This is a genomic window from Xanthomonas sp. LMG 12461 (genome assembly GCF_009192935.1).
GTDB classification, from domain to species: domain Bacteria; phylum Pseudomonadota; class Gammaproteobacteria; order Xanthomonadales; family Xanthomonadaceae; genus Xanthomonas_A; species Xanthomonas_A sontii.
In genome coordinates, this window is the sequence record NZ_NQYT01000004.1 from 18048 (window position 1) to 43497 (window position 25450).

General features: G+C 70.5%; 16 protein-coding genes and 1 riboswitch. Of the genes, 3 read left to right on the top strand and 13 right to left on the bottom strand.

Translation table 11 applies throughout. The annotated features are described in order from the left end of the window. Position 1: 1 nt before the first annotated feature. A complete protein-coding gene (locus CEK68_RS01435; RefSeq protein WP_152180365.1) occupies positions 2-829 on the top strand; it encodes a class I SAM-dependent methyltransferase in 828 nt (275 codons plus the stop codon). A gap of 7 nt (positions 830-836) precedes the next feature. Here the strand turns inward: CEK68_RS01435 and CEK68_RS01440 are convergent, their stop codons facing one another. After that, positions 837-1910: a metal-dependent hydrolase gene (locus CEK68_RS01440; RefSeq protein ID WP_152238310.1), complete on the bottom strand. Its 1074-nt coding sequence runs from the start codon at positions 1908-1910 to the stop codon at positions 837-839. A gap of 170 nt (positions 1911-2080) precedes the next feature. Further along, positions 2081-2737, bottom strand: a complete 657-nt coding sequence (locus CEK68_RS01445; protein WP_017907553.1) for a hypothetical protein — start codon at positions 2735-2737, stop codon at positions 2081-2083. 362 nt (positions 2738-3099) lie between these two features. Here CEK68_RS01445 and CEK68_RS01450 point away from each other — a divergent pair, with 362 nt between their 5' ends. Then, positions 3100-3486 carry a hypothetical protein gene (locus CEK68_RS01450; RefSeq protein WP_152238311.1) on the top strand — a complete coding sequence of 129 codons (387 nt, stop codon included), beginning with the start codon at positions 3100-3102 and terminating at the stop codon, positions 3484-3486. A gap of 69 nt (positions 3487-3555) precedes the next feature. Here CEK68_RS01450 and CEK68_RS01455 read toward each other — a convergent pair whose 3' ends face one another. The 3 genes from CEK68_RS01455 to CEK68_RS01465 form a co-directional block, all read right to left on the bottom strand. Continuing rightward, positions 3556-5526 carry a tetratricopeptide repeat protein gene (locus CEK68_RS01455; protein ID WP_193314072.1) on the bottom strand — a complete coding sequence of 657 codons (1971 nt, stop codon included), beginning with the start codon at positions 5524-5526 and terminating at the stop codon, positions 3556-3558. Between the two features lie 635 nt (positions 5527-6161). Continuing rightward, entirely contained in the window at positions 6162-6980 is an 819-nt protein-coding gene (locus CEK68_RS01460) for a UDP-2,3-diacylglucosamine diphosphatase (protein ID WP_017915584.1), read from the bottom strand. Further along, positions 6977-8692, bottom strand: a complete 1716-nt coding sequence (locus tag CEK68_RS01465; RefSeq protein WP_193314073.1) for a GNAT family N-acyltransferase — start codon at positions 8690-8692, stop codon at positions 6977-6979. The genes CEK68_RS01460 and CEK68_RS01465 overlap by 4 nt, the downstream gene beginning before the upstream one ends. 206 nt (positions 8693-8898) lie before the next feature. Here CEK68_RS01465 and metK point away from each other — a divergent pair, with 206 nt between their 5' ends. Continuing rightward, the gene (gene metK, locus CEK68_RS01470; protein WP_010342184.1) at positions 8899-10110 is read left to right on the top strand and encodes a methionine adenosyltransferase; all 1212 of its coding nucleotides are present in this window, start codon (positions 8899-8901) and stop codon (positions 10108-10110) included. A gap of 431 nt (positions 10111-10541) precedes the next feature. Here the strand turns inward: metK and CEK68_RS01475 are convergent, their stop codons facing one another. The 8 genes from CEK68_RS01475 to CEK68_RS01510 all read right to left on the bottom strand — a co-directional run bounded on the left by CEK68_RS01475 (position 10542) and on the right by CEK68_RS01510 (position 25186). Beyond that, positions 10542-11759, bottom strand: a complete 1218-nt coding sequence (locus tag CEK68_RS01475; protein WP_152238313.1) for a histidine-type phosphatase — start codon at positions 11757-11759, stop codon at positions 10542-10544. A gap of 44 nt (positions 11760-11803) precedes the next feature. Then, entirely contained in the window at positions 11804-12919 is a 1116-nt protein-coding gene (locus CEK68_RS01480) for a Ca2+-dependent phosphoinositide-specific phospholipase C (RefSeq protein WP_152238314.1), read from the bottom strand. A 47-nt stretch (positions 12920-12966) separates the two neighbouring features. Continuing rightward, positions 12967-15681, bottom strand: a complete 2715-nt coding sequence (locus CEK68_RS01485) for a TonB-dependent receptor (RefSeq protein ID WP_152238341.1) — start codon at positions 15679-15681, stop codon at positions 12967-12969. Positions 15682-16128: 447 nt separating this feature from the next. Beyond that, positions 16129-18078, bottom strand: coding sequence for an alpha/beta fold hydrolase (locus CEK68_RS01490; protein WP_152238315.1), 1950 nt, complete (start codon positions 18076-18078; stop codon positions 16129-16131). Further along, on the bottom strand, positions 18075-19055 hold the full coding sequence (locus CEK68_RS01495) for a DUF4105 domain-containing protein (RefSeq protein ID WP_226977728.1): 981 nt from the start codon (positions 19053-19055) through the stop codon (positions 18075-18077). The genes CEK68_RS01490 and CEK68_RS01495 overlap by 4 nt, the downstream gene beginning before the upstream one ends. 59 nt (positions 19056-19114) lie before the next feature. Further along, on the bottom strand, positions 19115-19690 hold the full coding sequence (locus tag CEK68_RS01500; RefSeq protein ID WP_017909185.1) for a TetR/AcrR family transcriptional regulator: 576 nt from the start codon (positions 19688-19690) through the stop codon (positions 19115-19117). 83 nt (positions 19691-19773) lie between these two features. Continuing rightward, positions 19774-22488 carry a phosphoenolpyruvate carboxylase gene (gene ppc, locus CEK68_RS01505; RefSeq protein ID WP_152238316.1) on the bottom strand — a complete coding sequence of 905 codons (2715 nt, stop codon included), beginning with the start codon at positions 22486-22488 and terminating at the stop codon, positions 19774-19776. Between the two features lie 160 nt (positions 22489-22648). Continuing rightward, positions 22649-25186: a prolyl oligopeptidase family serine peptidase gene (locus CEK68_RS01510; protein WP_226977726.1), complete on the bottom strand. Its 2538-nt coding sequence runs from the start codon at positions 25184-25186 to the stop codon at positions 22649-22651. A 153-nt stretch (positions 25187-25339) separates the two neighbouring features. Next, positions 25340-25439, top strand: a riboswitch (S-adenosyl-L-homocysteine riboswitch). Positions 25440-25450: the final 11 nt, after the last annotated feature.

Sequence of the window (25450 nt, forward strand, 5' to 3'; positions counted from 1 at the left end):
CATGGGCACGTCTCCCGAAACCCCGACCTATCTGCACGGCTATTCCGACACCGAACAGGCACGCCTGTTGAAACAGGCGCGGCTGCTCGAAGCCACCCTGTTCAACCAGATCGACTACACCGGCGCGCGGCGCCTGCTGGAAGTGGGCAGCGGCGTCGGCGCCCAGACCGAAGTCTTGCTGCGGCGCTTCCCGGAGCTGCACGTCACCGGCATCGACCTGAGCGAGGCGCAACTGCAGGCCGCGCGCGACAACCTGCAGCGCATGCCCTGGTGCCAGGACCGCTACACGCTGCAGCAGGCCGACGCCGGCGACCTGCCGTTCCAGCCGCGCAGCTTCGATGCGGCGTTCCTGTGCTGGGTGCTGGAGCACGTGCCGTCGCCGGCGCGGGTGCTCAGCGAAGTGCGGCGGGTGCTGGCACCGGGGTCGCCGGTGTACGTGACCGAGGTGATGAACGCCTCGTTCCTGCTGCATCCGTACTCGCCGAACGTGTGGCGCTACTGGATGGCGTTCAACGACTTCCAGTACGACCACGGCGGCGACCCGTTCGTCGGTGCCAAGCTCGGCAACCTGTTGCTGGCCGGCGGCTATCGCGACGTCAGCACCGAGATCAAGACGCTGCACCTGGACAACCGCGAGCCGGCGCGGCGCAAGACCATGATCGGGTTCTGGGAGGAACTGTTGCTGTCGGCGGCCGAACGGCTGCTGCAGGCCGGCGCGGTGGATGAGGAGACCGTGGCCGGCATGCGCCGGGAAATGGCCCAGGTGCAGAGCGACCCGGATGCGGTGTTCTTCTATTCGTTCGTGCAGGCGCACGCGACGGTGTATTGAGCGGCGTTTACGGCGCCGCGGTAGGCACCTGCGCGCTCACCGGCGCGGGCGATGCCGGTTCGGTCCAGATCCGTTGCCACATCCGCGCCAGCGCTGCACCAATCTGCCCACGTGCCACCGGCGCCCGGTACGCGGCCTGCAGCTGCCGCGGCGGCATCGCCGCCCAGCCGTCGCCCTGCTGTCGCGCCACCGCGAAGTTGAAGTTGTAGTCCGGCTCCAGGCCCATGCGCAGGTCGCTGAGCACCAGTTCGCCGTCCTTGGCCTGCGCGCGCATGAAGCCGCGGTTGAACCACGTCAGGCGCTGGACCGCCGGCAGGTCGCGCACCTGCGCCAGCGCCTGGGTGTTGGAGGGATAGCCCTGGAAGCGCATCGGCCCGCGATCGGCGACCAGCGAGCGCTCGCCGATCACGTAGCCGCTCGGGGTCATCGCCACCACCCGCCACAGCAGCGTGTTGAACGGCATCGGCACCGAGAAGCGCGGCGCCTGCGCCAGGCCCATCGCCGCCAGCGCGCGGTCGGCCTCGCGGTCGACCAGCTGCTTGGCCAGCAGCGACCAGCCCAGGTAGACACTGCTCAACAGCAGTCCGACCAGCAACGCCTGCTGCGCCACGCGCCGCGCGCGGGCGAACCAGGCGATGGCGCAGGCCAGCAGCAGCCACAGCGTGTAGGCGGGATCGATGATGAACACGCTCGACCACATCGTCGGCGATGGCCGCAGCGGCCACCACAGCTGCGTGCCGTAGACGGTGAACGCATCCAGCAGCGGGTGGGTGATCAGCGCCAGCTGGATCGCCCAGAACCAGCGGTGTGGTGCTTCGGCCACGCGTCCATGGCCGAAGCGCCGGAACAGCCACCAGATCAGCCAGCCGAGCAACGGCAGCACGAACAGCGAATGGCTGACGCTGCGATGCACCGTCATCAGCGTGACCGGATCGCGGGTTAGCGGCAGCAGTATCAGCGCATCGAGATCCGGTAGGGTGCCGAGCGCGGCGCCGGCAAGCAGTGCCGCGCGCCGATGTGCGGCCGGGGCGATGGCGGCGGCAATGGCGCCGCCGAGGACGATCTGGGTGAGGGAATCCATCGGCCGATGCTAGCAGCGATGCGGCGATCGAGGCACAGCGGTAGCCGTGGCGGGCGTGCTGCGCCTTGACGAGCGGATGGGCGAACACGCTCCACTACATGCCAAATAGAACAGGCAAGGCGCCCGCTGGGACGCCCTGCCCTTCTTCATGCGCTGTTTGAATCAGCCGCTCACTTGAACCATCCGTGGACAACATTGGAGACGGTTGCCGCCACGCCGATGTTGCTTGAGAGCGCATAGCCGACCACGTCCGAGCCGATGGTGGCAAACCACTTCCAGAAGCCCTTCTTCGAGGTAGCTCCGCCAGCGGTGGACTCCCCATGCTCGGCGGCATACTTGGACCAGTACTGCGTGGAGTGCCTGGCCACGCTAAGCGCGCCCAGGACAAGCGCGCCATTCTTCGACTTGGGGTCGAGCCGCGCAATGCCTTCCCGCTCCAGTTCCTCGAACTGCAACGCCGCCGCGTCGAAGTCCTCGGCGTTCTGCACGATCTGGTCCATCCTCTCGATGAACGAGTATTCGTAGGCGCTGAGCTGCTGGCGCAGCCCGGCCAGGTTCTCGGTCATCGGCCGGGTCGGATCGACGCCATCGACGATGGGCTGCTGCGTGGCGACGAAGCGTTCCAGCGGCACGCCGGGGGCGTAGCCGCACTTCTTGACCAGCAGGGTCAGCGCGTCTTCGGCCGTGGCATTCAGGTCCATCAGGCAGCCCAAGTACATGTTGTGCTGGATGCCAGCCTGGTCGACCGGGTTTTCGGCCGCCAGCGCAGGGGCGCCGACGACACTGCCCACCAGCAGAGCGGTTGCGACAAGGAACTTCTTCTTCATGAGCGTTCTCTCGCTATATGGAAGGGATTGGAGATGGCTGGGGTGCGTGGATCGCCCCCGGGGGATGGCCACCGCCGCATCGGCACACGCTGCGATCCGGCGATTCCAGGCTAGGCAGCGCGTCGGCGTGGCACGAGGGCGAAGCCGGGCCGCCCACGGAACGAACCGGGTCGGATTGGCGACGCCGTGCCAGGCGGAGCGACTGCACGGTGGCGCGCCTCGCGCCTGCGGCACGGATGCCACTGCCGAAAAATCAAGGCCTTAGGCGGATTTGTTCCCGGTCTATACCCGCGGATGCGCTGGCATCCGCGCCGCCGCCATTCGTAGGCTGCAGTCTCTTCTCTGCGCGTTGCGAGGTTCCGATGCCCACCCACCGTTCCCTCTTCCATGCCGCCCTCGTCGCGGTGCTGCTTGCCCTGCCCCTGATCGCCCACGGCCACGACACCCTGCCGCCGGACTGGTGTCTGGAGGAGAGCCAGGAACCGGACGTGGTGGTGAAATTCGATTTCGACGGCGAGCAATTGCGGCAGACGATGGACAAGTGCGGCGTAGTCGATAGCCACGAGCCGTACACCAATACGCTGAACACCATTGCCGCCTATTGCGAGGTGGTGGCGCCATCGCGCTCGGCCAAGCCCATCGTGCTCGGCCCGACGACCTTCCTGGCACGCGACCACCACAGCGCCTACCGCATGGAGCAAGGCTTGAAGGGCGCCTGCGTGGTCTGCCCGGCCAAGCGCGGGCGCTGACGCACCATGCAGGCGCGCTCGCCGGTTAGCGCAGCCGACGATCGCCGGCAGGAGAAGTGCCGGGCTTGCTCAGCCGAGCGCGTCCCGGCGGGTGTAGGCCAGCACCGTGTCGATCCTCGACTGCAAGGCGGCGCGCGCCTCCGCCGACAGCTCTCCGCAGTGCGCGAGCACGAAATAGGCCGAGCGCAGCACGTCCCGCCAGCGCGGGTTGCTAGGCAATTTGGAGACCGCCAGGTAGCGCTCCATCGCCCGCGCTCGCAGGCGGCCGTCGTCGATGTTCACGCGCCAGATCCGGCTGCGCTCGGCCAACTCCAGGCGACCGGTCGCGGTGGCGCGCTCCCAGGTGTCGATGACCGCCAGCATCAGGTCGACCAGCGCGCGCCGGAAGGCATCGCGCAACGCAGGCGCGGCGGCCTCCGCTGGCGTGTGCTCGGCCTGCGCGGTGTCCGCCACCGCGCCACGGTCGCGTTCCTGCAGGCCGAGGACGACCAGCCCATCGCCGCCGCGCCAGGGCGTGAAGGTCACGGCGAGTGGCGTGCCATGCCGTGCGACGATCTCCAGGCGTTGCGCCGCGCTGTCCTCCATCCGCTCCAGCGCCGCCTGCAACGCCGGGCGGTCGCCCTCGGCAACGCAGGCGAACACCGGCTGCCCGACCGGTTCGGCGTCGTCCGCACCGCCGAGCAGCAGGCGGCCGGCACGATTGGTGGCCAGGACCTGGCCTTCGGCATCGAGCAGGCACAGCGCGTCCTCGCGGCTGTCGAGCAGGGTCTGCAGCAGGCTGCGATCCTCGGCCAGCGCGTCCGCCTCTCGCCGATAGCGGGCCAGTTGCTCCTCGTGGCGGACCTGCCGTGCGGCTTGCAGCAAACGTTCGCGCTGGCGGCGACGCTGCAGCCACAGCCACAGGCCGAGCGCGGCGGCGACGCCGGACACCAATGCCAGCCACAGCAGCAACGTGCGTTGGCGCAGCTGGACCTGGCGCAGGCGGTTCTCGCTTTGCAGGGCGTCGATGGTGCGCTGCTTTTCGGCGGTGTCGAAGCGGATCCGCAGCCAGTCCAGTTGGCGATCGTGCTGCGCACGGACCAGCGCCGCGGCCTCCGCGTTCGCGCGCCGCAGGGTGGCGATGGCCGCCGCCGTATCGCCACCGCTTTCCTGCAGCCGCGCCAACTCCTCCAGCAACGGCACCCGCACCGGATCGCCGCCGGCGGCCGCCGCCAGCGCCGCGCGCAAGCGGGCCGCGGCGGCAGCGGCGTTGCCTTCGAGGCGGGCCGTCCGCGCCAGCTGCAACTGCAGCGCGGACGGCAGCGGCAGCGCCCATGCCTCGGCGAGCGCCAGCGCACTGGAACTCCAGCGCTGCGCCTGCGCGACGTCGCCGAGCGCCAATGCCGCGCGGATCAGGCCATCGTGCACACGCAGTTCGTACACGCGGCGGCCCTGCGCCCGGTACACGGCAAGCGCCTCCTGCAGCCAGGCCAGCGCCTGCGGAGTGTCGCCGCTGTCGAGCGCCAGCTCGGCCATGGTTTCCTGCACGTGCGCGGCCTCGATGGCGTCGCCCTGCGCGCGGTTGGCGGCAAGCGCATCGCGGTAGTAACGCATCGCAGTGTCGGACTCGCGCAGTTCGCGATACACGTCGGCGATATTGGTCAGCACGGACGCAGAGACCGCGCCGCGCGCGCGCTGGATGTCCAGGCTCAGCGTCAGGTTGCGCAGGGCGCCGCGGAAATCCCCGAGCCGGCGCAGCGCCGCACCGACGTTGTTCAGATCGCGCGCCTCGCCCATGCGGTCGTGCAGCGAGCGGGACAGCGTGGCCGCACACTCGAAGCGCGCCAGCGCCTGCGGCAGGCGTTCGCGGCGGAAATCGAGAATGCCGCGGCGGCGAGTGAGCTCGTAGCGCAAGCGCGCGCCGCCGGCATCGCCGAGGTTGGCCTGCGCGCAATCCAGCGCCTGCTCGGCGGCGTCGAAGCGGCCGCCGTCGAGTTGCTGCTTGGCACGTGCGAACAATGCCTCGACCCGCGCATCGCCCGCCGAGTGCGGCGTCGACACGCCCGCCTGCTGCACGCACAGCAGCGGATCGGGAAGCGGACGCGGCGCGGCGGGCTCCGCGCAGCCATAGATCGTGTTCTGCGCAATCGCGGCCGCGCTCGCCGCGAGCAGGACGCCCAGGCACGCCCATCGCAGGCATGTCCGCGGCCGCGTGCCAGGCGCGGTGACGTTCGCCTGGACGGAATCGCCAGAAACGGCGGACCAGGCCAAGCCGAACCATGTCCCCATGGATCTGCGCGACCGGCCGCACAACGCCTTCCCTGGTTTCACTGTCTCCACAACTCCAGAACGGATCGGGATGCGGCGCACGCGCGCCGCAGCGACATGGATCAGCGTGAGGCCCGGGCGCGAACGTGGGTTCCTGCCCGGGCATGTCGCGCCGACGCATCGCAGTAGACCCGATGCCACGGAAGCCGGGCAAGCACGCGCGGTGGTGATGCACACCACACATGGGTCATCGTGGAATAGCGGTCACGCCGCGTTCTACGCTTCCGTCCACTGCAGGGACGGCGGTGCCACGCCCAGGGCGATTCGCGACAAGGGCAACTGCGGGGCGCAGACGCGGCAGCAGTTGAACGCACGACCTGCCAGTCACGCGCCAGGCTGTGCAGCGCCGCCTGGCACGATCGGCTGATTCAGGCCGCGCGCGGCCAGACGTTCTCCTGCACCAGCCGCAGGCGCGGCGGCAGTTCGCGCAGCACGTCGCCGCGGTGCGAGAGCAGGCGCAGCGTGCCGTCGGCCTCTTCGGCGAGCGCGGTGAGGTTTTCCACCCAGTCGCCGTCGTTGGCGTAGACCAGACCGTCGCGCTCGAACAGTCCGGCGCGGTGCACGTGGCCGCAGATCACCCCGTCCAGGCCGCGGCGGCGCGCGTCGTCCAGGCCGGCGGCGACGAAGCGCTCGATGTAGCGCTCGGCGGCGCTGCTCTGCCGCTTCAGGTAGTCCGCCAGCGACCAGTAGCGCATGCCCAGGCGGCGGCGCACGCGGTTGGTCAACTGGTTGCCGGTGAGGATGCGGTAGTACAGCCAGTCGCCGAACTTCTCCTGCAGGCCGCCGAACTGGGTCACGCTGTCGTAGTCGTCGCCGTGCACCACCAGCAGGCGGCGCCCGTCGGCGGTGGCGTGCACCGCGCGCCGGCGCACCTGCATCGCCGGCAGCGCCAGCCCGCAGAAACGGCGGATCGGCCGGTCGTGGTTGCCGGGGACGTAGATCAGTTCGGTGCCGCCGCGGGCCAGCGCGTGCAGCGCATCGACCACGCGCTGGTGCGCCGCGCTCCACACCGCGCGGCGCTGCGCCATCCACCAGAAGTCGACGATGTCGCCGACCAGGTACAGCTGGTCGCAGCGCAGGCCGCCGAGGAAATCGGCCAGCTCGCGTGCGTGGCAATGCGGCGCGCCCAGGTGCACATCGGAGACGAACACCGCGCGGCGCGGCGCCAGGCTGTTGAGCGGACTCATGCCACCACCTCTGCTTCGTTGCGGGGACGTTCGAGGTAGCGCGCGCGCTTCTTGCTGCGGATGCGCTGCAGATCCAGCTCGATCAGGCCGTCGACGGCGTCGTTGAACGCCGGATCCACGCCGAAGGCGAGGAAGCGCGCACCGCCGGGTTCGCACAGATCGGTGTACTGCTTGTAGAGCATCGGCACCGCCGCGCCCAGCGCGTCGAGGTTGCCCTTGAGCACCTTGAAGGCGGTGTCGGCATCCAGTTCGTCGAACGCCGGCGGCGCTTCCGGATACGGGAACGGCCGCGCCGAGGCGGCTTCGCCGCTGGCGTCGCCGTAGTAGCGCGCGTAGTAGGCCACGATCTGCTCGCGCGCCGCGTACGGCAACGCGGCGCTGATCGACACCGCACCGAACAGGTAGCGCACCTGCGGATGGTCCTGCAGATAGGCGCCGATGCCCTGCCACAGGTAGTCGATGCTGCGGCTGCCCCAGTAATCCGGCACCACGAAGCTGCGGCCCAGTTCCATGCCCGCGGCGATGCGAGGCAGCATGCCCTCGCCGTAGCGGAACAGTTCGGCGGTGTAGAAGCCGGCCAGGCCGCGTTCTGCCAGCACCGGTGCACCGCGGGCAACCCGGTAGGCGCCGACCACGCGGGTGGCGGCGCCATCCCACAGCACGATGTGTTCGTACCAGGTGTCGTAGTCGTCCAGGTCCAGGCGCCGGCCGGTGCCCTCGCCCACCGCGCGGAAGGTCAGCTCGCGCAGGCGGCCGATCTCGCGCAGCAGCGCCGAGCCGGCGCGCAGCCGGCCAACGCGGATCTGCTTGCCGTCCAGGGTATGGCCGAGGCTGCGCAGGCCGGCCACTTCCGTGGCCAGTTGCGCCGGGTCCTCGGCGGCGACCAACGCTTCTTCGTTCGGCGCGGTCTGCCCGCCGCTGCGGCCGAGCGCATACAGCTCGCTGCGCAGGCGCCGCATCAATTCGGCTTCGGGCAGGTCCTGCGGCAGCGCGCGGGCGCGGCCCAGGCTCAGCGCGATGCGGCGCTCGCGGCGGGCGAACATCTCCCGCGCCAGCAGCGCGGTGCCGGCCGGCTTGAACAGCGCCGAGGCGCCGTAGAACAGCGCCGAATTGCGTGCGTGGATGCGCACCGGCAGCACCGGCGCGGCGGTGCGCAGAGCGAAGCGCAGGAAGCCGCGACGCCAGCGCCCGTCGGCGACGCCGCCCCAGCCCAGCCGCGAGACCTCGCCGGCCGGGAACACGATCACGCATTGCTCCTGCGCCAGCGCCTGCTCGATCGCCCGCACGCTGGCCGGCGACGGTGCGCCGCCGAGGATGCGCACCGGCAGCAGCAGGTCGCGCAGGCCTTCCAGCGCCCACAGGAAATCGTTGGCGACGATCTTCACGTCGCGCCGCACCTGGCCCACGCAGTCCAGCAGCGCCAGCGCATCCAGCGCCCCGGAAGGATGATTGGCGACGATCAGCAGGCGCCCGCGCGCCGGGATGCACTCGGCGGCGGTCGGTGCGACCACGTAGCGGGCCTGCAGGAAATCCAGTCCGGCCTGGACCAGGGCGAAACCGCGCAGGTCGCGGTTGGCCTCCAGGAACGCGTCCAGCGCGTCCAGTCCCGACCATTTCTGCAGGCCGCGCAGCAATGGCCGGACCAGCCGCGAGCGGCGTCCGGCAAACCAGTGCGGGTAGCGGTCCTGAAGACGGCGTTCGAGTGCGAGCACGGCAAGCCCCCTTGCTGACTGCGCACAGCTTCGGCCGCGGCGGCGACACCGATCTTGCAATCTGACTACGGCAAGGTGACGGGCGCACCATGGCGCGCCAACCGGTTAACCTTGGGCAACGTCCGCCCCGGGCAGCATGCACGCCGCCCGGCGCCCGTGTATCATTCGCCTCCATCTTTTCATCCGAATACAAGGATATAGCCGCGATGTCCAGCTATCTCTTCACCTCCGAGTCGGTCTCCGAAGGCCACCCGGACAAGATCGCCGATCAGATCTCCGATGCGGTGCTCGACGCGATCCTGACCCAGGACAAGCGCGCGCGCGTGGCCTGCGAAACGCTGGTCAAGACCGGCGTGGCGATCGTCGCCGGCGAAATCACTACCAGCGCCTGGATCGATCTGGAAGCGCTGACCCGCAAGGTGATCCTGGACATCGGCTACAACAGCTCCGACGTCGGCTTCGACGGCGAGACCTGCGGCGTGCTCAACCTGATCGGCAAGCAGTCGCCGGACATCAACCAGGGCGTGGACCGCAAGAAGCCGGAAGAACAGGGCGCTGGCGACCAGGGCCTGATGTTCGGCTACGCCACCCGCGAGACCGACAGCTTCATGCCGGCCGCCATCCACCTGTCGCACCGCCTGGTCGAACAGCAGGCCAAGGTGCGCAAGAAGAAGAACTCGCCGCTGGCGTGGCTGCGCCCGGACGCCAAGAGCCAGGTCACCCTGCGCTACGAAGACGGCGTGGCGACCGCGATCGACGCAGTGGTGCTGTCCACCCAGCACGATCCGGACATCAAGCAGAAGCACCTGGTCGAGGCCGTGCGCGAGGAAATCCTCAAGCCGGTGCTGCCGGCCAAGTGGCTGCACAAGGGCACCAAGTTCCACATCAACCCGACCGGCAAGTTCGTGATCGGCGGGCCGGTGGGCGACTGTGGCCTGACCGGGCGCAAGATCATCGTCGACACCTACGGCGGCTGGGCGCGCCACGGCGGCGGCGCGTTCTCCGGCAAGGATCCGTCCAAGGTCGACCGTTCGGCCGCCTACGCCGCGCGCTACGTCGCCAAGAACGTGGTCGCCGCCGGCCTGGCCGACCGCTGCGAAGTGCAGGTCTCCTACGCCATCGGCGTAGCCGAGCCGACCTCGATCTCGGTCACCACCTTCGGCACCGGCAAGATCGCCGACGACAAGATCGAGAAGCTGATCCGCAAGCACTTCGACCTGCGTCCGTTCGGCATCATCCAGATGCTCGACCTGATCCACCCGATGTACCAGCAGACCGCCTCGTACGGCCATTTCGGCCGCACCCCGAAGGCCTTCACCTACACCGACGGCACCGGCGCCCAGCACCAGGCCACCGCGTTCTCGTGGGAGAAGACCGACCGCGCCGAGGCGCTGCGCGCGGATGCCAAGCTGAAGTAAGCCGGCCTGACCGCGCTTGCAAGAAAGAACGGGCCGCATTGCGGCCCGTTCTGCGTTTGGGGTGGTGGGAACTGGCCAGTGGCGGACACTGGCAACGGCCATGCAGGCAGGGGTGTGCCATGCCGCAGGAACGCTTCCGCGCAGGAGCGGCTTCGGCCGCGACAGGCGTTGCTTGGAACGCGCGTCGCAACGGAAGCCGTTCCGCAGGATGGACTGGGCCTCCTTGTGGGAGGGACTTCAGTCCCGACGACGGAGGGTGTCAGTCGGCTGTCGGCGGCGCTTGCCGCGGCTGCATGACAGTCGACTCCCGCAGGCAGACACGCGCGCTACCGCATCGTCGGCGTGCGCTCAAGGGCGGCCGTACAGGCGGCACGGCATGTGTGCTTCGCCCTGGTCCGCCAGGCAGCAGCGATGGTCACGGTGGGATCGCCTCAGCCGCGGCGCTGCAGCGCGGCCTGCAGTAGCGCCTGGAACTTCGGCAGCGGACACAGCCCGGTCGCGGCATCGCTGCAACCCGGAATCTGCAGGGTCTGCAGCAGCGGCGGATGGCGCAGGCTCAGCGGGGTCAGCGCGCGCAACTGGTCCAGCGACTGCGCCTGGTAGCGCACACGCACGTAGCGCTGGCCGCTGCGCGGGTCGCGCACCTGCTCCACCACCAGCGCGCCGCCGGGGGGCGCGTCGTCGCGGCCGAAGCCGGGCAGATGAAAATGCAGGTCGAGCAGGCCGCTGAGCGCGGCGATGTGGGTGTCGCTGGCAACCAGCACGCTCAGCCGCGGCGCGTCGTCCGCGCCCAGCGTGTCCAGCAGGCGGTGCGCCAGCGGCGCGCCCGCGCGCGCGGCCATGTACTGCGGCCGCGCGTAGATCTCGAACAGCAAGGCGTGCAGTCGCGACACCGCGGCGATGCGCGCCGGCGTCGCGCGGCCCCAGCCGACCTGGTCCAGCGGCATGCCTTCCGCGTACTGCAGGATGAACACCTCGGCCGTGCCCGAGGTCAGGTCCAGCGGCCCGTGCAAGGCCAGGCTGCGCCCGTTCGCGCCCGGGGTCAGCGACGAGGGCATGTGCACGAAGTCGCAGCGCTCCGTGCAGCCGAGGATCTCCTGCATGGTGCGCAGTTCGCGCGCATACGGTGCCAGCACCGCGCCCGGGCCGCCGGTCTGGCGCTGGATCGATGCCACCGCGGCGGCGGCATCGAACTCCACCGCGCCGGCTTCCACCGGGCGGAACAGCGGATCGTCGCTGCCCTCGGCCTGGTGGCCGGCCTGCAGATGGCAGCCGGGCGCGAGGGTGTCGGCGAGCAGCTCCGCACTGACGATGGTGCGCTGGTCGGTGTTGGCGTAGATGCTGACCGTGCCATCGGCCGGGCAGCCCTGCGCCGGCAGCACGCCATCGCGCAGCAGCCATTGCCGGGTGTAGTCGCCGCTGCGTTCCACCGCGGTGCGGCCGTGCGCGGTGAGCAGGCTCGGCGGCGTGTCCCACACCGGCCAGGGCTGCGACGCCAGCGCGGCGGCCGCGGCCTCGCCCGGCAAGGGTGCGCGTACGCCGTGGCGGAACAGCATCCAGACCTTTTCGACCTGCAGCGCGGGCGCGGGCTTCGGCGCCGGCCGCGCCTGCGCGCCCAATGCCGCCACCAGCAGCACGACCCACAGCATCCAACGCGTTCTTGTTTTCATCATCGTCCCCAACATGGAAAGTCTCACGGTGCGCTCGCGCCGCATGCGGCCGTGACCCGGTCGCAGCGCAAACCCGTGGCGATACCGAGCCAGTAGCCCAGCCGCTGCGGATCCGGGGCGCCGGCGTAGTAATCGGTGCTGATCCATTGCGCGCCGGCCTCCAGCGCCGCCCGTGCGCGGCGGCGGTCGTGCGCGCGCGCCTCGCGGCCATCGGTATCGGCGCGGGTGCGCACCAGGAAGCCCTGCGTCACCAGCGCGCGGATCCGCGGCGCCTCGGCCAGCGGATCCTCGATCGACAGCACCGCGGCTTCCGGCTGGTCCGGCGCATACCAGCCGAACATCATGCGACCGCGCAGCGATGGATGATCCTGTCGATACAGCGCCTCGTGCCGCGGGTTGCCGTCGAGCACGAACAGCAGGCGGCCGCGCGCCTGCGCCACCCGCGGCCAGACATGCGCCAGCACCGCCTCGCGCAGGCTCGGCGCGTCGCCGCGCACGTCGTCGGGCACGATCAGGCGCGCGCGCCCGACCACCTCGACGATGTCGCGGTCCAGCGCGTCCAGGTCGTTGGCGTCGAAGGCGGAACGGTGCGGCCACAGGCCCGGCACCGGATCGAAATCCACCGCATTGACCAGCACCACCAGCGGCGCATGCCGTGGGTGCGCGCGCGACCAGGCGGCGAGGATCGCCAGGCAGTCGCGGAAGCGCAGGCAATGGCTGGCGTAGTCCAGGCCCGGCTGGTGCAGAACCTTGGCGCCGGGCGCGTGCATGCGGGCCCGGGTCGCCGCATCCGCGCGTGCATACGGCGCGGCGTACAGGCCGCCGTGCGGGTCGGCGGCCACGTCGAGTTCGAGTTGCCGCAGCCCCAGCGCGAGCTGGGCCTGCAGCGAAGGATGGCCATAGGCCAGTGCCGGCCATTCGGCGGCGTCGTGCGCCTGCAGGCGCTGGCGCACCTGCGCGGTCGGCACCGGCCGATAGCTGTTGTGCGAGCCGAGCAGTTGCACCTGGTCCAGGCGCAAGCCGTCGATCGGCGCCGTCACCGGTGCCGCTTCCGCGCTGGCCGCTCCCGGCAGGCCGATCAGCGCCAGCCAGACGAGCAGCAGCGCGCGGCCGACAACGCCCCACCCGCCGCGCGGCACAGGGCCGTGCGACGGGTGGCGACGTCCCGCGTGCGCAGGCGCCCGCTTCAGAACGTGTACTTCACGTTCAGCAGCGCGGTGCGGCCGGCATCGACGATGTCGGAGATCGCGGTGCTGTTGTGGCCCACGTGCGCCCAGTAGCTCAGGCGGTTGGTGAGGTTGGCTACCGACAGGTCGGCGCGCAGGTGCTCGTTGAAGGTGTAGCCCACGTGCAGGTCCACGCGCGTGATCGGCTTGACCCACAGGTCGTCCCAGGTGGCGCCGCGGTTGTAGTAGTCGTACACCGAGACGTACTCGCCGGAGTAGTGGTAGGCCAGGTTCACCGACAGGGGGCCCTTCTCGTAGAACAGCTCGGCGTTGGCCATCAGGTCCGGCGCGTTCTGGATGCGCTCGTCGTGGAAGCCGTCCATGCCCAGGTCGACGCGGGTGGTCTGGCGGGTGACGTTGGCGCCGATGCCGAAGCCGTCCAGCGGTGCCGGCATGCCCTGCAGGGTCTGCCGCACCGCGGCCTCGACGCCGAGCACCTTGCCGTCGCCGCCGTTCTGCGGACGCACGTAGCGCACATTGCCGGCGCCGATGCTGGTGCCGGCGTTGGCCGGATCCGAGCCGCTCTCGTAGATGTAGTCGGTCAGGCGCTTGTAGTAGCCGGCCAGCATCGCGTGGCCGCCGTGGCCGTTGTCCCACTCGCCGGACAGGTCGACGTTGAGCGACTTGATCGGCTTCAGGTCCGGATTGCCCTCGGTGATGACCGTGGTGCCGTCGCTGGAGACGTCGTAGTTGGCGCCGCCGCCGAGCTGCACCAGCGCCGGCCGGGTGTAGCTGGTCCACACCGAGGCGCGGTACACCGTGTTGCCGTTGCCCGGGCGGTAGTTCAGGAACACGCTCGGCAGCGGCACGTCGTAGCTGGTGTGGTTGCTGCTGAAGAAACCGGGCAGTTCGTTGCCGTTGGCGTCTTCGGGCATGGTCCAGAAGGTGTTGCGGATGCTGGTGTGCTCGAAGCGCACGCCCGGGATCACTTCCAGGTCGCCGGTGTGGAAGGTGGCCATCGCATACGCCGAGGTCACCGCCTCGTCGCCACGCATGGTCGCGCAGTTCTGGTTGTTGATCGCCAGGCTGCCGCAGGTGTCGAAGCTGGCCGCGGTCAGGTGCTGGGCGATCATCGCCTTCAGCCCGCCGTTGCTGAGCTTGACCGTCGGCCATGCGTACTTGCCCGGGTACACCGAGTCGTACTGGCCGACCACCAGGCCGGTGTCGCGCAGCAGGGTGCCGTCGGTGAACTTGCTGTTGGTCCAGTCGCGCGAGGTGAAGTCGCGGGAGCTGTCGACGTACTTCACGCCGAACTGGAGGTTGCTCAGCGCGCCCTGGTCGAAGTCGTAGCGCACGTCGAACTTGGCGCCGCCCTTGGTCTGGCCGCTGTAGGACTTGGTCAGCTGGCCGTAGCGACGCGCATACAGGCTGCCGATGTCGCTGGCCTGGGCCTGCAGCGCCGGGGTCAGCAGCGGCTTGGGGAAGCCGTCGCCGTCGTAGCCGGAGAAGGTGCTGGCACCGCCGTACGGGAACTGGGTGGAGGCGTACTGGTCCACGCGCGCGGAGATTTCCACGTGGTCCGGGCGATCGTTGTCGCCGTAGCTGTAGAACAGGTTCGGCGACAGCGTCCAGTTGCCCAGTTGCTTGTCGGCGCCGAACTGGAAGGTGGCCAGGTCCGCCACTTCCGGGTTGGTCTCGTACCAGTAGCGCACCGCCACGCGGTTGATCTGCGGCTGGTACACGCCGGTGGTGCCGATCTGCGCCAGGCTCACGTTGGCCGGCACCAGCTGGGTGTAGCCGGTGTTCTGCTCGGTCTTGGCGTAGGCGTAGGTGGCGCGCGCGTACAGCTGCAGGCTCGGGTCGACGTGCCAGTCGAAGGACACGTTGCCGCCGTAGCGCTTGGTGTCGCCGGCGGAATAGCCGATGTTGGCGCCGGTGGCCATCAGCAGATCCTGCGGATCGTAGCCGGGCGCCGGCTGGCCGCTGGCAGTGGTGCGCGAGAAGTACTTCTTGCCCCAGTCGCCACGCGAGGCGGCGGCGTTGGCCACTTCGCTGTTCACGTAGTGGCGCTCGTCGTAGTACGCACTGGTATAGATGCCGAACTGGTTGTCGGCGCCGAACTTGGCGTGGAATTCGCCGGCCGCGCCCTTGCCCAGGCCGTTGTCGCCGTAGTCGCGCGCGCGGCTTTCCATGCGCCCGCTGGCGGTGACGCTGCCGCCCATCGCCTCGCTGTAGTCGAAGCCGCTGGGGGTGCGGTAATCGATGGTGCCGCCGATCGCGTCGCCGTCCATCGCCGCGGTGGAGGTCTTGTTCAACACGATGGTCTGCAGGCCCGACGGCGGCAGCAGGCTCAGCTGCACGCTGCGGCTGTAGGGCAGGCCCTGGGCGACGTTGACGCCGTTGATCAGGTTGACGTTGTACTCGGCGTTGAGGCCACGCACCGAGGCGAACATGCCCTCGCCGCGCGCGGCGCCGTCGACGCCGCCGAAGTACGACTGCCCGGTGTTGACCACGTTGACGCCCGGCAGCAGACCCAGTGCCTCGGCGATGTTGTGCACGGCGGTGTACTTCAGGTCTTCGGCCGACAGCACGTTGGCCGTATTGGTCGCGGCCATCTGCATGTCCGCGGCGTTGTAGCGGGTGACGGCGACGGTGATCTTGTCCAGGGTCTTGGCGCTGGCGTCGGACGCGGTGGTCTGCGTCTCCTGCGCATCCTGCGCCTGGGCCAAGGCCATCGGCGCGACACCGAGCAACGCGGCGGCGATCGCCAGTGACAGGCGTTTCTGAAGATGGATCGAGTGCGACATGAAAAATCCGAACGTAGGCGCGGCCAACGGAACGGGCCGCAGGCCGGGCATGGAGGGGAGAGAGGCCGCGATCGTGTTCGCGGCGGCGCGCATTGTTGGCGGGCGCGGCTGCAATTTGATGACAACGATGTCATCTGAAACCAAAGCCTGGCGATTCGGCGCGTTTCCTGCGCAATTCGGCACAACTGCGGCGCTGGGTGCGCCGCGATGCAGGGGTGGCACTCAGGAGCAAGCGGCGCGTCGGGCGCTCGGGTCAGGCGCGCATCGCCGCGCGCGCAGGCGATTGCGTCGCCCGTCTGCGGATTGGCGCGGCGCGACCACGCTGCGACTCCGGCGTGCGACGACGCGAGCGCGCGGCCCACGTCGCGGGCAGCGTCAGCGCGTCGCGGCGGCGTCCACCTGCAATTGCGCATGCAGGATGCGGCGGATCTCCAGGATCGCCTGCGGGGTCTCCTGCACGCTGTGGCCGGAGGTGATCACCAGTTCGGACACCGCACCCGGCAGATGCGCGCTGCGGTATGGCACCAAGCCATCGTCGGAGTCGACCAGCGGCACCGCCGGATCGCGGCGGGCGATGATGGTGTGGTAGCGCACCGCCGACGAAATCGGCAGGTCCGCCGCCGCGCGCACGAACGGATCGGTGTCGCGCAGGTTGTCGATGCTGTTGGGCACGCGCACCGGCGCGCCGTCGGGGCCGTCGATCCCCTGCAGCAAGGTGTTCAGACGATCGAGCAGCGTCACCGGCAGGCGCACCAGGCGCCCGGCCAGGCGGCCGAGCCGCCCTTCGGCGAAGGTGGTGCCGCGTTGCGGCGCGGCGATGAAGATGGCGCGGTCCACCTCCGGCAACGGCGCGAAGCGCAGCAGCGGCTGCAACTGCGCCAGCGCCTGCGGGTCCAGCGGGCGCCGGTCGCCGCGCGCGCCGATCAGGTCGTTCCACAGCGTGTCGCCGGAGTCGCTGACCAACAGGCGCCCGATCACCCCGCCCATGCTGTGGCCGATCAGGACCATGTGCTGCGAGGCCGGCGCCTGCCCCTGCGGATCGAAATGGCGCAGGGTCTGCTGCAGCAGCGTCTCGATCTGCGCGCGGTTCCAGGCGATCGGCATGTTGGTCGGGTAGTAGACCTGCCAGATCTGGTAGTGGCGGCGCAGTTGTTCGTCGCCCATCAGTTCGTTGGCGACGTTGACCCAGGCCTCCGGACTGCTGGCCAGGCCGTGCAGCATCAGGATGATGCGTCGGTCCGGATCGTACGGCTGCATCAGGTACAGATGCGGCTGGTCGATGCCATCCTCGCGGCCGAGCATGGAGCGCAGCGACTGCCGCGCGAAGCCGGCACGGGCCAGCCACAGGCCATAGGCGGCAGTGAAGTTGGCCGCCAGCGGCAGGCGCTGGCCGTGCACCTCGACCTCGCCGTCGCGGTACGGGTCGTAGGGCGCGACCACCACGCTGCGGGTATCCAGCACCTGCGCCAGGCTGTCGCCGTCGAAGCGCAGCAGCACCGTGGTCGGCGCATACGGCATCTCGCTGAATGCGGGCGCGTGCGGGTTTGGCGCGGCCTTGGCGGCCGCCGCCGCGGTCGGATCGCCGACCTTGGCCGGCGCGATCTCCGCGACCAGTTCGGCGCCGAAGCCGTCGCGGCGGTAGGTGCTGCGCAGGCCATCGAAGCGCAGCGTCGACGCCGGCAGCATCGCGTCCGGCCGTGCCACGCCACCCGGCAGGCGGAAGCTGCCCATGTCCGCGCGCACCTGCCAGCCGGCCGTGCGCAGCGTGTCGTCGTCGTGCAACTCGCCGCTGGCGCTGCCGGCGCGCCAGCGCAGGAACAGCTCGCCGACCACCTGCTGCACCGCGTAATTGTAGTAGTCGCGCACCTGGGTCTGCCGGTCCTCGAAGGCGCGCGCACTGGCCGGGCGCTGGGTGTAGAACAGGTAGGCGTAAGCGTAGCGCGCCGCCTCCAGCCAGGCCTGCAGCGTCGCATCGTCCAGCGCCCTCGCCTGCCGCGGCGTGCGCACATTGGCCGCATGCACCCACAGCTCCGACAGGGTCGCCAGCCGCCGCTCCTGGTCCAGCCCCTGCAGGGCGCGCAGCTGCGTGGCGCAGGCCGCAACGTCGGCCTCGCAGGTCTTGGGGTCGAGCGCGAGCACGCGCAACGTCTCCAGACTGGCATCGCTGAGTTTGCCGGTGCTGAGCACGTCGCCGCGCTGGGTGGCGATGTAGTCGGCAGCGCTGCGCGACTGCACGCTGACCATCGCACAACCGCTGCCGAGCAGCAGCCCGGCAGCCAGCAGCGCGGTGCCCGCGCACCGCGCAAGACGTAAGTACCGGGTCATGGCGCGACGGCGGGATCGTCGCCGGGAATGCCGGCGCGGATGCGCGTGGAGAAGTCGTCGCCAACGCCAGCCGCGCGCGCGCGTTCGCCGATGCGGCCGCGCGTGCGCAGCGTGGCCAGGCTATAGCCGGGCATGAAGCCATGCTGCGCATAGACGTAGGACGGCAGGTAGCCGGACAGCAGCAGGCGCACATCGAGCGGCAGCGCCGGATCGAGCTTGCGCGCCAGTTCGAACACGATGGTGGTGCAGTTGCTGGTGGCGGTGTTGTAGAACCGCGGCGTGCGCTGCAGTTGCTGCGCCCGCGCCACGTAGCCCAGGAACAGCTGGCGCAGTTGCGCACGCGAGAGGTTGAGCCGGTACAGGTACACGTCCTCGCCGCGCACGTTGCTGCGCACCGCCAGGATGTCGCGTTCGTCGGCGGCTACCATCACCTGCTCAAAATTGCGGAAGAACCCGGCCAGCGCCGAGAACGCCTCGCCGCGCTCCTTGCGGATCTCCAGCGAGAACACCACGCGACGGCCGTCGTCGAAGCCGAACGAGACCAGGGTGTGGGCGATCGCCGGCCCCATCCAGTACGACAACGCCAGGTCCGCCGAGGCCAGGCGTTCCAGGTCGTAGCGGCGCGTCTCCCAGCGCGGGGTGTAGTCGTGGTCGCTGCGCCAGGCGAAATTGCGCACGTTGTGCAGGGTCACCACGTGCCCGTCCACCTGCGGCTGCAGCAGTTGCGCGACATCGTCGGCCCAGTCGCGGTTCTGCTGCGGCTGCAGCGCCGACCAGCCCACCGCCATGCCGGCGCAGCCGACCGCGAACAGCAGCGGCAGCACGCGGTACTCGCGCGGATGCCGCAGGCCCCACAGCGCCGCGCCGCCCAAGGCGGCCCACAGCAGCGCCGAGCCGTAGCGCACCACCGCGCCGGTATGCGGCAGATAGCTCAGGAACAGCGCGCCCCACAGGCTGGCGCCGAGCACCGCCAGCATCGCCAGTGCGTGCGCCAGCCGCCATGGCCAGGCGCGTCGACGCGCGGCGCCGTCGGCGCTCACAACTCGGCCGCCGCCGCGGGCGTGGCCAGGGCGTGGCACAGCAGGCGGCAACAACGCTGCGCCAGCGCCTTGCGTTCGGCCTCGTCGCTGCCGCGCTGGCAGGCGCCGAGCATGTCCATCGCCAGGGCCAGGTCCTGCTCGCCCAGGTCCGGGCGGCACAGGCCGGCGGCGATCGCACGCTGCAGGTACGGCAGCAGGATCGCCATCGCCCGCGTATGCGCCGCGGCGATCGTCGGATGCTCGCGCGGCATCGACCGCCAGTAGTCGGCCAGCGGCGCCGACATCGCGATGTGTTCGGCGACGTCGTACATCAGCAGGAACAGTCCGTCCGGCCGCGTGCCGATCTCGCGCGCGCAGCCCTCCAGGCCGTCCAGGCCGCGTTCCAGCAGGGCGGCCATCAGTTCGGTGCGGTCGGCGAAATGACGGTACAGGGTGGCGCGGCCGAGGCCGGCGCGCTCCACCACCAGTTCCAGCGGCGCCAGCACGCCGTGCGCGCAGAACACCTCGTCGGCGGCGTCCAGCAACAGGCGGCGGCGATGGGCGGTATCGGCTCGCATTTCCATGCGCGGCATTATCGGACAATTTTGTCCGCTTGCAAGCGGATCACGGTCGGCCGCCGCCGGTACCCACCGGCGGCGCCCTGGAAGCACTGGGCTCAGCCGGTGTTCTGCACGCCCTGGGCGACGCCGTTGACGCAGGCCACCAGCGCCCGCAGCAGTTCCTCGTCTTCGCCGTCGGTGGCGCGCCAGCGCTGCAGCAGGTCCACCTGCAGCACGCTGATGGGGTCGATGTACGGATTGCGCAGACGGATCGACAAGGCCAGGCGCGGATCGTGCTGCAGCAGCGACGACTGCCCGGTCAGCGCCTTCACCCAGCCCTTGGTCAGCGCCAGTTCGTCGCGGATGCGCGGGAAGAAGCGCGCGTGCAGCGGCCCGGACAGGCGCGAGAACATCTCGGCGATGTTGAGGTCGCCCTTGGACAGCACCATGGCGATGTCGTCGAGGAAGGTGCGGAAGAACGGCCAGTCCGCGGCCATCGCGCGCAGCGCGTCCTCGTGGCCGGCGTCCACCGCCGCCTGCAGGCCGCTGCCCACGCCGTACCAGCCCGGGATCACCGCGCGCGCCTGGCTCCAGGCGAATACCCAGGGAATCGCCCGCAGGTTGGACAGCGCCGCATCCTGGCCGAGCCGCCGCGACGGCCGCGAGCCCAGGGTCATGCGCTCGATCACGTCGATCGGCGTGGCCAGGCGGAAATAGCGCATGAACTCGGCATCGCCGACGAAGCCGCGGTACGCCTGGCTGCTGTGCTCGGCGACCAGGTCCATCACCGGCCGCCAGCCGGCCTCGCGCGCATCGGCCGCACGCGGGCGCAGGCTCGACAGCAGCACCGCGCCGGTCATCTGTTCGAGCGAACGCAGCGCCAGCGCGCGGATGCCGTACTTGCGGTGGATCACCTCGCCCTGCTCGGTCACGCGCAGACGCCCGTCGACGCTGCCGCGCGGCGCCGCCTCCAGCGCGCGCGTGGTCTTGCCGCCGCCGCGCACGATCGAGCCGCCGCGGCCGTGGAAGAAGGTCAGGCGGATGCCCAGTTCGGCCGCCGCCTGCAGCAGTTCCACCTGCGCGCGCTGCAGGCCCCAGCGCGAGGCGGCGATGCCGCCGTCCTTGCCGCTGTCCGAATAGCCGAGCATCACCATCTGCACGTCGTCGCGCGCGGCCAGGTGGCGGCGGTAGACCGGATCGGCCAGCAGGTCGCGCAGGGTCGCGGTGCCGCCGCGCAGGTCGTCCACGGTCTCGAACAGCGGCACGATGTCCAGCGGCACCGCGCCGTCGGCATCGACCAGGCCGCCGCGGCGCGCCAGCGCCAGCACGGTCAGCACGTCGGCGCGGTCGTGCGCCATCGAGATGATGTAGCTGCCCAGCGCATCGGCGCCGTGCCGCGCGCGCGCATCGGCGAGCGCGGCGAACACCGCGTCCAGCCGCGCATTGCCTTCGTCGTCGGCCGCCGGCAGCGCCTGTTCGCCGCTGGCGTAGGGGCCGAGCAGGCCTGCGCGCGCTTCCACCGCGCGCGCGTCCCAGTCCTGCGTGTCCAGCGCGGCGGCGACCGCGCGTGCATGCACGCTGGACTCCTGGCGCACGTCCAGCCGCGCCAGGTGAAACCCGAAGCTGCGCACCCGCCACAGCAGGCGCCGCACCGCGAACCAGCCGGCGTGCAGGCCCTTGTTGGCCTGCAGGCTGTCCAGGATCAACTGCAGATCGCTTTCCAGTTCGGCCGGCGCGGCATAGGCACCGGGCGCGTCGTCCAGGGTCGCCTGCAGGCGCGCGCGCATCAGATCGTTGAGCAGGCGGTACGGCATGTCGCCATGGCGCGGCCGCGAGCGCGCCGCGGCCTCCGGCAGCAGTTGCCGGTAACGCTCCAGTTGCTCCAGCAGCGGCGCGCTGACCGCGACCAGGGTGGTCGACTGGCTGAGCAGGCTGGCGAGCTGCCACAGTTCCTTCAGATAGCGCTCCAGCACCGCACGCCGCTGCGCGTCGAGGGTGGCGGTGATGGTGGCGGCATCGACGTTGGGGTTGCCGTCCATGTCGCCGCCGACCCAGGTGCCGAAGCGCAGCAGCCGCGGCAGGCTCAGCGCCTGCCCGTAGGTCTGCTCGATGGCGTGCTCCAGGGTCTCGTACATCACCGGGATCACCCGGTACAGCACCTGGGTCAGGTAGAAGCCGACGTGCTCGCGCTCGTCCTCCACGGTGGGACGCACCGGCGAGGAATCGGCGGTCTGCCACGAGGCGGTCAGCGCCATGCGGAAACGCGCCGCGTCGGTGGCGCGCTCGCCCGGGGTGCGCAGGCCGTCGAGGTTGTCGACCAGGCTGGCCACCATCAACTGTTCCTTCTCCAGCAGTGCGCGCCGCACCGCCTCGGTCGGGTGTGCGGTGAACACCGGCTCGACGTCGATGCGCGGCAGCCAGTCGCGCAGTTCGTCGATGCCGACGCCCTGCGCCTTGAGCCGGCGCAAGGCATCGAGCAGGCCGTCCGGCTGCGGCGTGTCGGCGCTGCTGCGCTGGTAGTCGCGGCGGCGGCGGATGCGGTGCACGCGCTCGGCGATGTTGACCACCTGGAAATACGTGCTGAAGGCGCGCACCAGCGCTTCGGCATCGCGCGGTGCGCGGCCGGCGAGTTGCTCGCTCAGCGAGGACAGCGGCGCGGCGCGCTCGCGGCGCGCGATCGCGGTGGTGCGGATGCGTTCGATCTCGTCGAGGAACTGCGCCGAGACCTGTTCGGCGAGCAGGTCGCCCACCAGGGCGCCGAGGCGGCGCACGTCGTCGCGCAGGGGAAGGTCGGGTGTGGCGAAGACGATGCTGCTGCGGGACTCGTTCATCGGGAAACGCATGGCTCGGCAGTGGGGGCGCCGCAAGCCTAACCGAAAAGGGATCGCGTTCCCGTCGGCCGCACGACGGTTTCAAAGCGAACCATTTGCACTGCACAGCAGCGCCCTGCGCCACGGCGGCACGCACGTGCGGCCGTGGCGCAGGCGCGGCTCAGCGCGGCGTGGCGCCTGCCGCAGCCGGCGTGGACGTCGGCGTGGGCGCCGGTCCCAGATAGGTGCGCAGCCAGCGCTCGCTCTCGGCCAGCATCTGCAGCACCGACTCGCGCGCGCGGTAGGCATGCGCCTCGTTGGGCAGCATCACCAGCCGCGCGGTGCCGCCGTTGCCCTTGATCGCCGCGTACATGCGCTCGCTCTGGATCGGGAAGGTGCCGGAGTTGTTGTCCTCGGCACCGTGGATCAGCAGCAGCGGATCCTTGATCCGGTCGGCATAGTTGAACGGCGACATCGCCTGGTACACCGGCTGCGCCTGCCAGTAGGTGCGCTCCTCGGACTGGAAGCCGAACGGGGTCAGCGAGCGGTTGTAGGCGCCGCTGCGGGCGATGCCGGCCTTGAACAGGCGGGTGTGCGCGAGCAGGTTGGCGGTCATGAAGGCGCCGTAGGAATGCCCGCCGATGGCGATGCGGTTGCGGTCGGCGACGCCGCGCCGCACCACCTCGTCCACCGCCGCCTGCGCATCGGCGACCAGTTGCTCGACGTAGGTGTCGTTGGGTTCGCGCGCGCCCTCGCCGACGATCGGCATCGACGGATCGTTGAGCACCGCATAGCCCAGCGCCAGGAACGCCTGCGGGCCCCAGTAGCCGATCGCGTTGAAGCGGTACGGCGAATCGGTGACCTGGCTGGCGGCGTCGGCGGATTTGAACTCGCCCGGGTAGGCCCACATCAGCATCGGCAGCGGGCCGTCACGCTTGGCGTCGTAGCCCGGCGGCAGCAGCAGGGTCGCGGTCAGCTCCACCCCGTCCTTGCGCCGATAGCGGATCTGCTCCTTGTGCACGTCGCGCAACTGCGGCGTGGGATGGGTGAAATGGGTCAGCGCCACCGGCTCCGCGTTCGCAGCGTCGAGCCGGTAGAAATTGCGCGGCTCCTGCGGCGTCTCGTGCGTGATCAGCAGGCGCTGGCCACTGGCATCGAGCAAGGCCTGCGGCACCGCGTAGTACGGCGCCTGCGACTGGAACAGGCGCGTGCTTTTCCGAGTGTCCAGATCGTAGCGATCCAGGAACGGTCGATCGCCCTGCGGGGAGGCGCCTTCGCCGCGCAGGAACAGGCTGTGGCCGTCGGCGGCGATCAACAGGCGCGGGTTGCCGGCCGCATCGCGCTCCGTCACCGGCGTGCCCGGATCGGCATAGCGATCTTCCTGCGAACGCTGCACCAGCAGCTGCGGCGCCTGCGCGGGGTTGTCCGGGGCCACGCGCCATTGTCTGGTCTGGCGCGTCTTCCACCAGAACTCGTCGATCAGCGCCAGGTCGCCGCGGCCCCAGGCGATGCCGGCGAAGCGCGACTGCAGGCGCGCCAGCGTTACCGGCGGTATCTTGAACGGCGCCGCCTGCATCAGCACCGCGTCGCGCACCGCCGCCTCGCGCGCCGGATCCCCACCGTCCTGGGCCTCGGCCCAGACCAGGGTGGCCGGCGCGTCGCTGCGCCAATCGATGTCGCGCACGCCGGTGCGCACCGCATCGTTGCCGGTCGGCAGGCCTTCCACCAGCGGCAGCTGCGCCACCGTGTGCACCGGCTTGCCGGCGCGGTCCAGCACCTCGATGGTGCGCGGGAAGCCGCTGGCCGGCACCAGGTAGGAGAACGGCCGCTGCAGGCGCTGCGCCAGCAGATAACGGCCGTCCGGCGACGGCGCCAGCGACAGATACAAATCGGGGCTGGCGATGCGCTGCATCCGCCCGTCGATGTCGACCAGCGCCGGCTGCGCGCGTAGTTGATCGTCGAACTGGCGCGCGTCGGCCTCGTTCTTCAGCAGGTCCTGGTAGGTGCGCAAGGCGGTGGCACCGCCACCGGCGGTCTGCTGCACCGCCGGCCCGGTCGGCACCGCGTCGGCGGGCGGCGCCGCGCCCTGCGCCTGCGGCTGCAGCAACACCAGCAGTTGGCGGCTGTCGGGCATCCACGCATAGCCCTCGCCGGACACCGTGTTGAGCCGCTCGGCGACACGTCGCGCACGCCGCGCGGCGATGTCCACCACCCACAGCTCGTTGGCGCCGCTGCGCCCGTCGACCCGGTTGAAGGCCAGATGCCGCTGGTCCGGTGCCCAGGCCATGCCGGCGATCGACAGCGGCGACGGCAAACCCTCGATCTGCAGCTCGCTGCCGTCGGCGATGCGCAGCAGCCACAGCTTGTCGCCGAAGGCGAAGCGGCTCTGCGAGCGGGTGCGCGGATGGATGCGCAGCCCGGCCAGCTTGAGTTCCGGCTGCGCGACCTGGGCGATGCCGGGCAGCGCAGGCAACTGCAGCATCGCCGCCAGATCGCGCCGCGGGCTCAACGACAACTGCGGCGGTCGCGGCGCATCGACGATGGCCTGCAGTGGCGCCGACGGCAGTTGGTAGCCGCTATCCGCAGGATCGGCGGCCGCCGCCGCGGGTGCCGGGGCCGCGTTGGCGGCGGCGCTGCCGGCCGCGGCCAGGGCCGCGCACAGCAGGCCGCACACCGGCCTGGCGACACGGCGGCGCCCGCGCACTGTGATCTGGTTCATCTCTTCCCCTCTCCTTCGCATCGATCGAACCAGCGACGGTAGCAGGGCCGGCGCGGCCCGCCCCCTGTCGATGGTTGGGCTTGGGCATGCCATTGCCCGCCCTGACCCGCGTTCAAGCGCCACACGCGGCAGCCGCTATAATCGGTCACCCCTTGCGCCGAGGGGCGCTGCGACCGGATCGAGACCGGATTCCCCGTCTCCAGATCCGGCCAGGCTCGGCGCGAGGCTTGAGCGACAACGGCGCCCGGACTTCGCGAGTTTCTC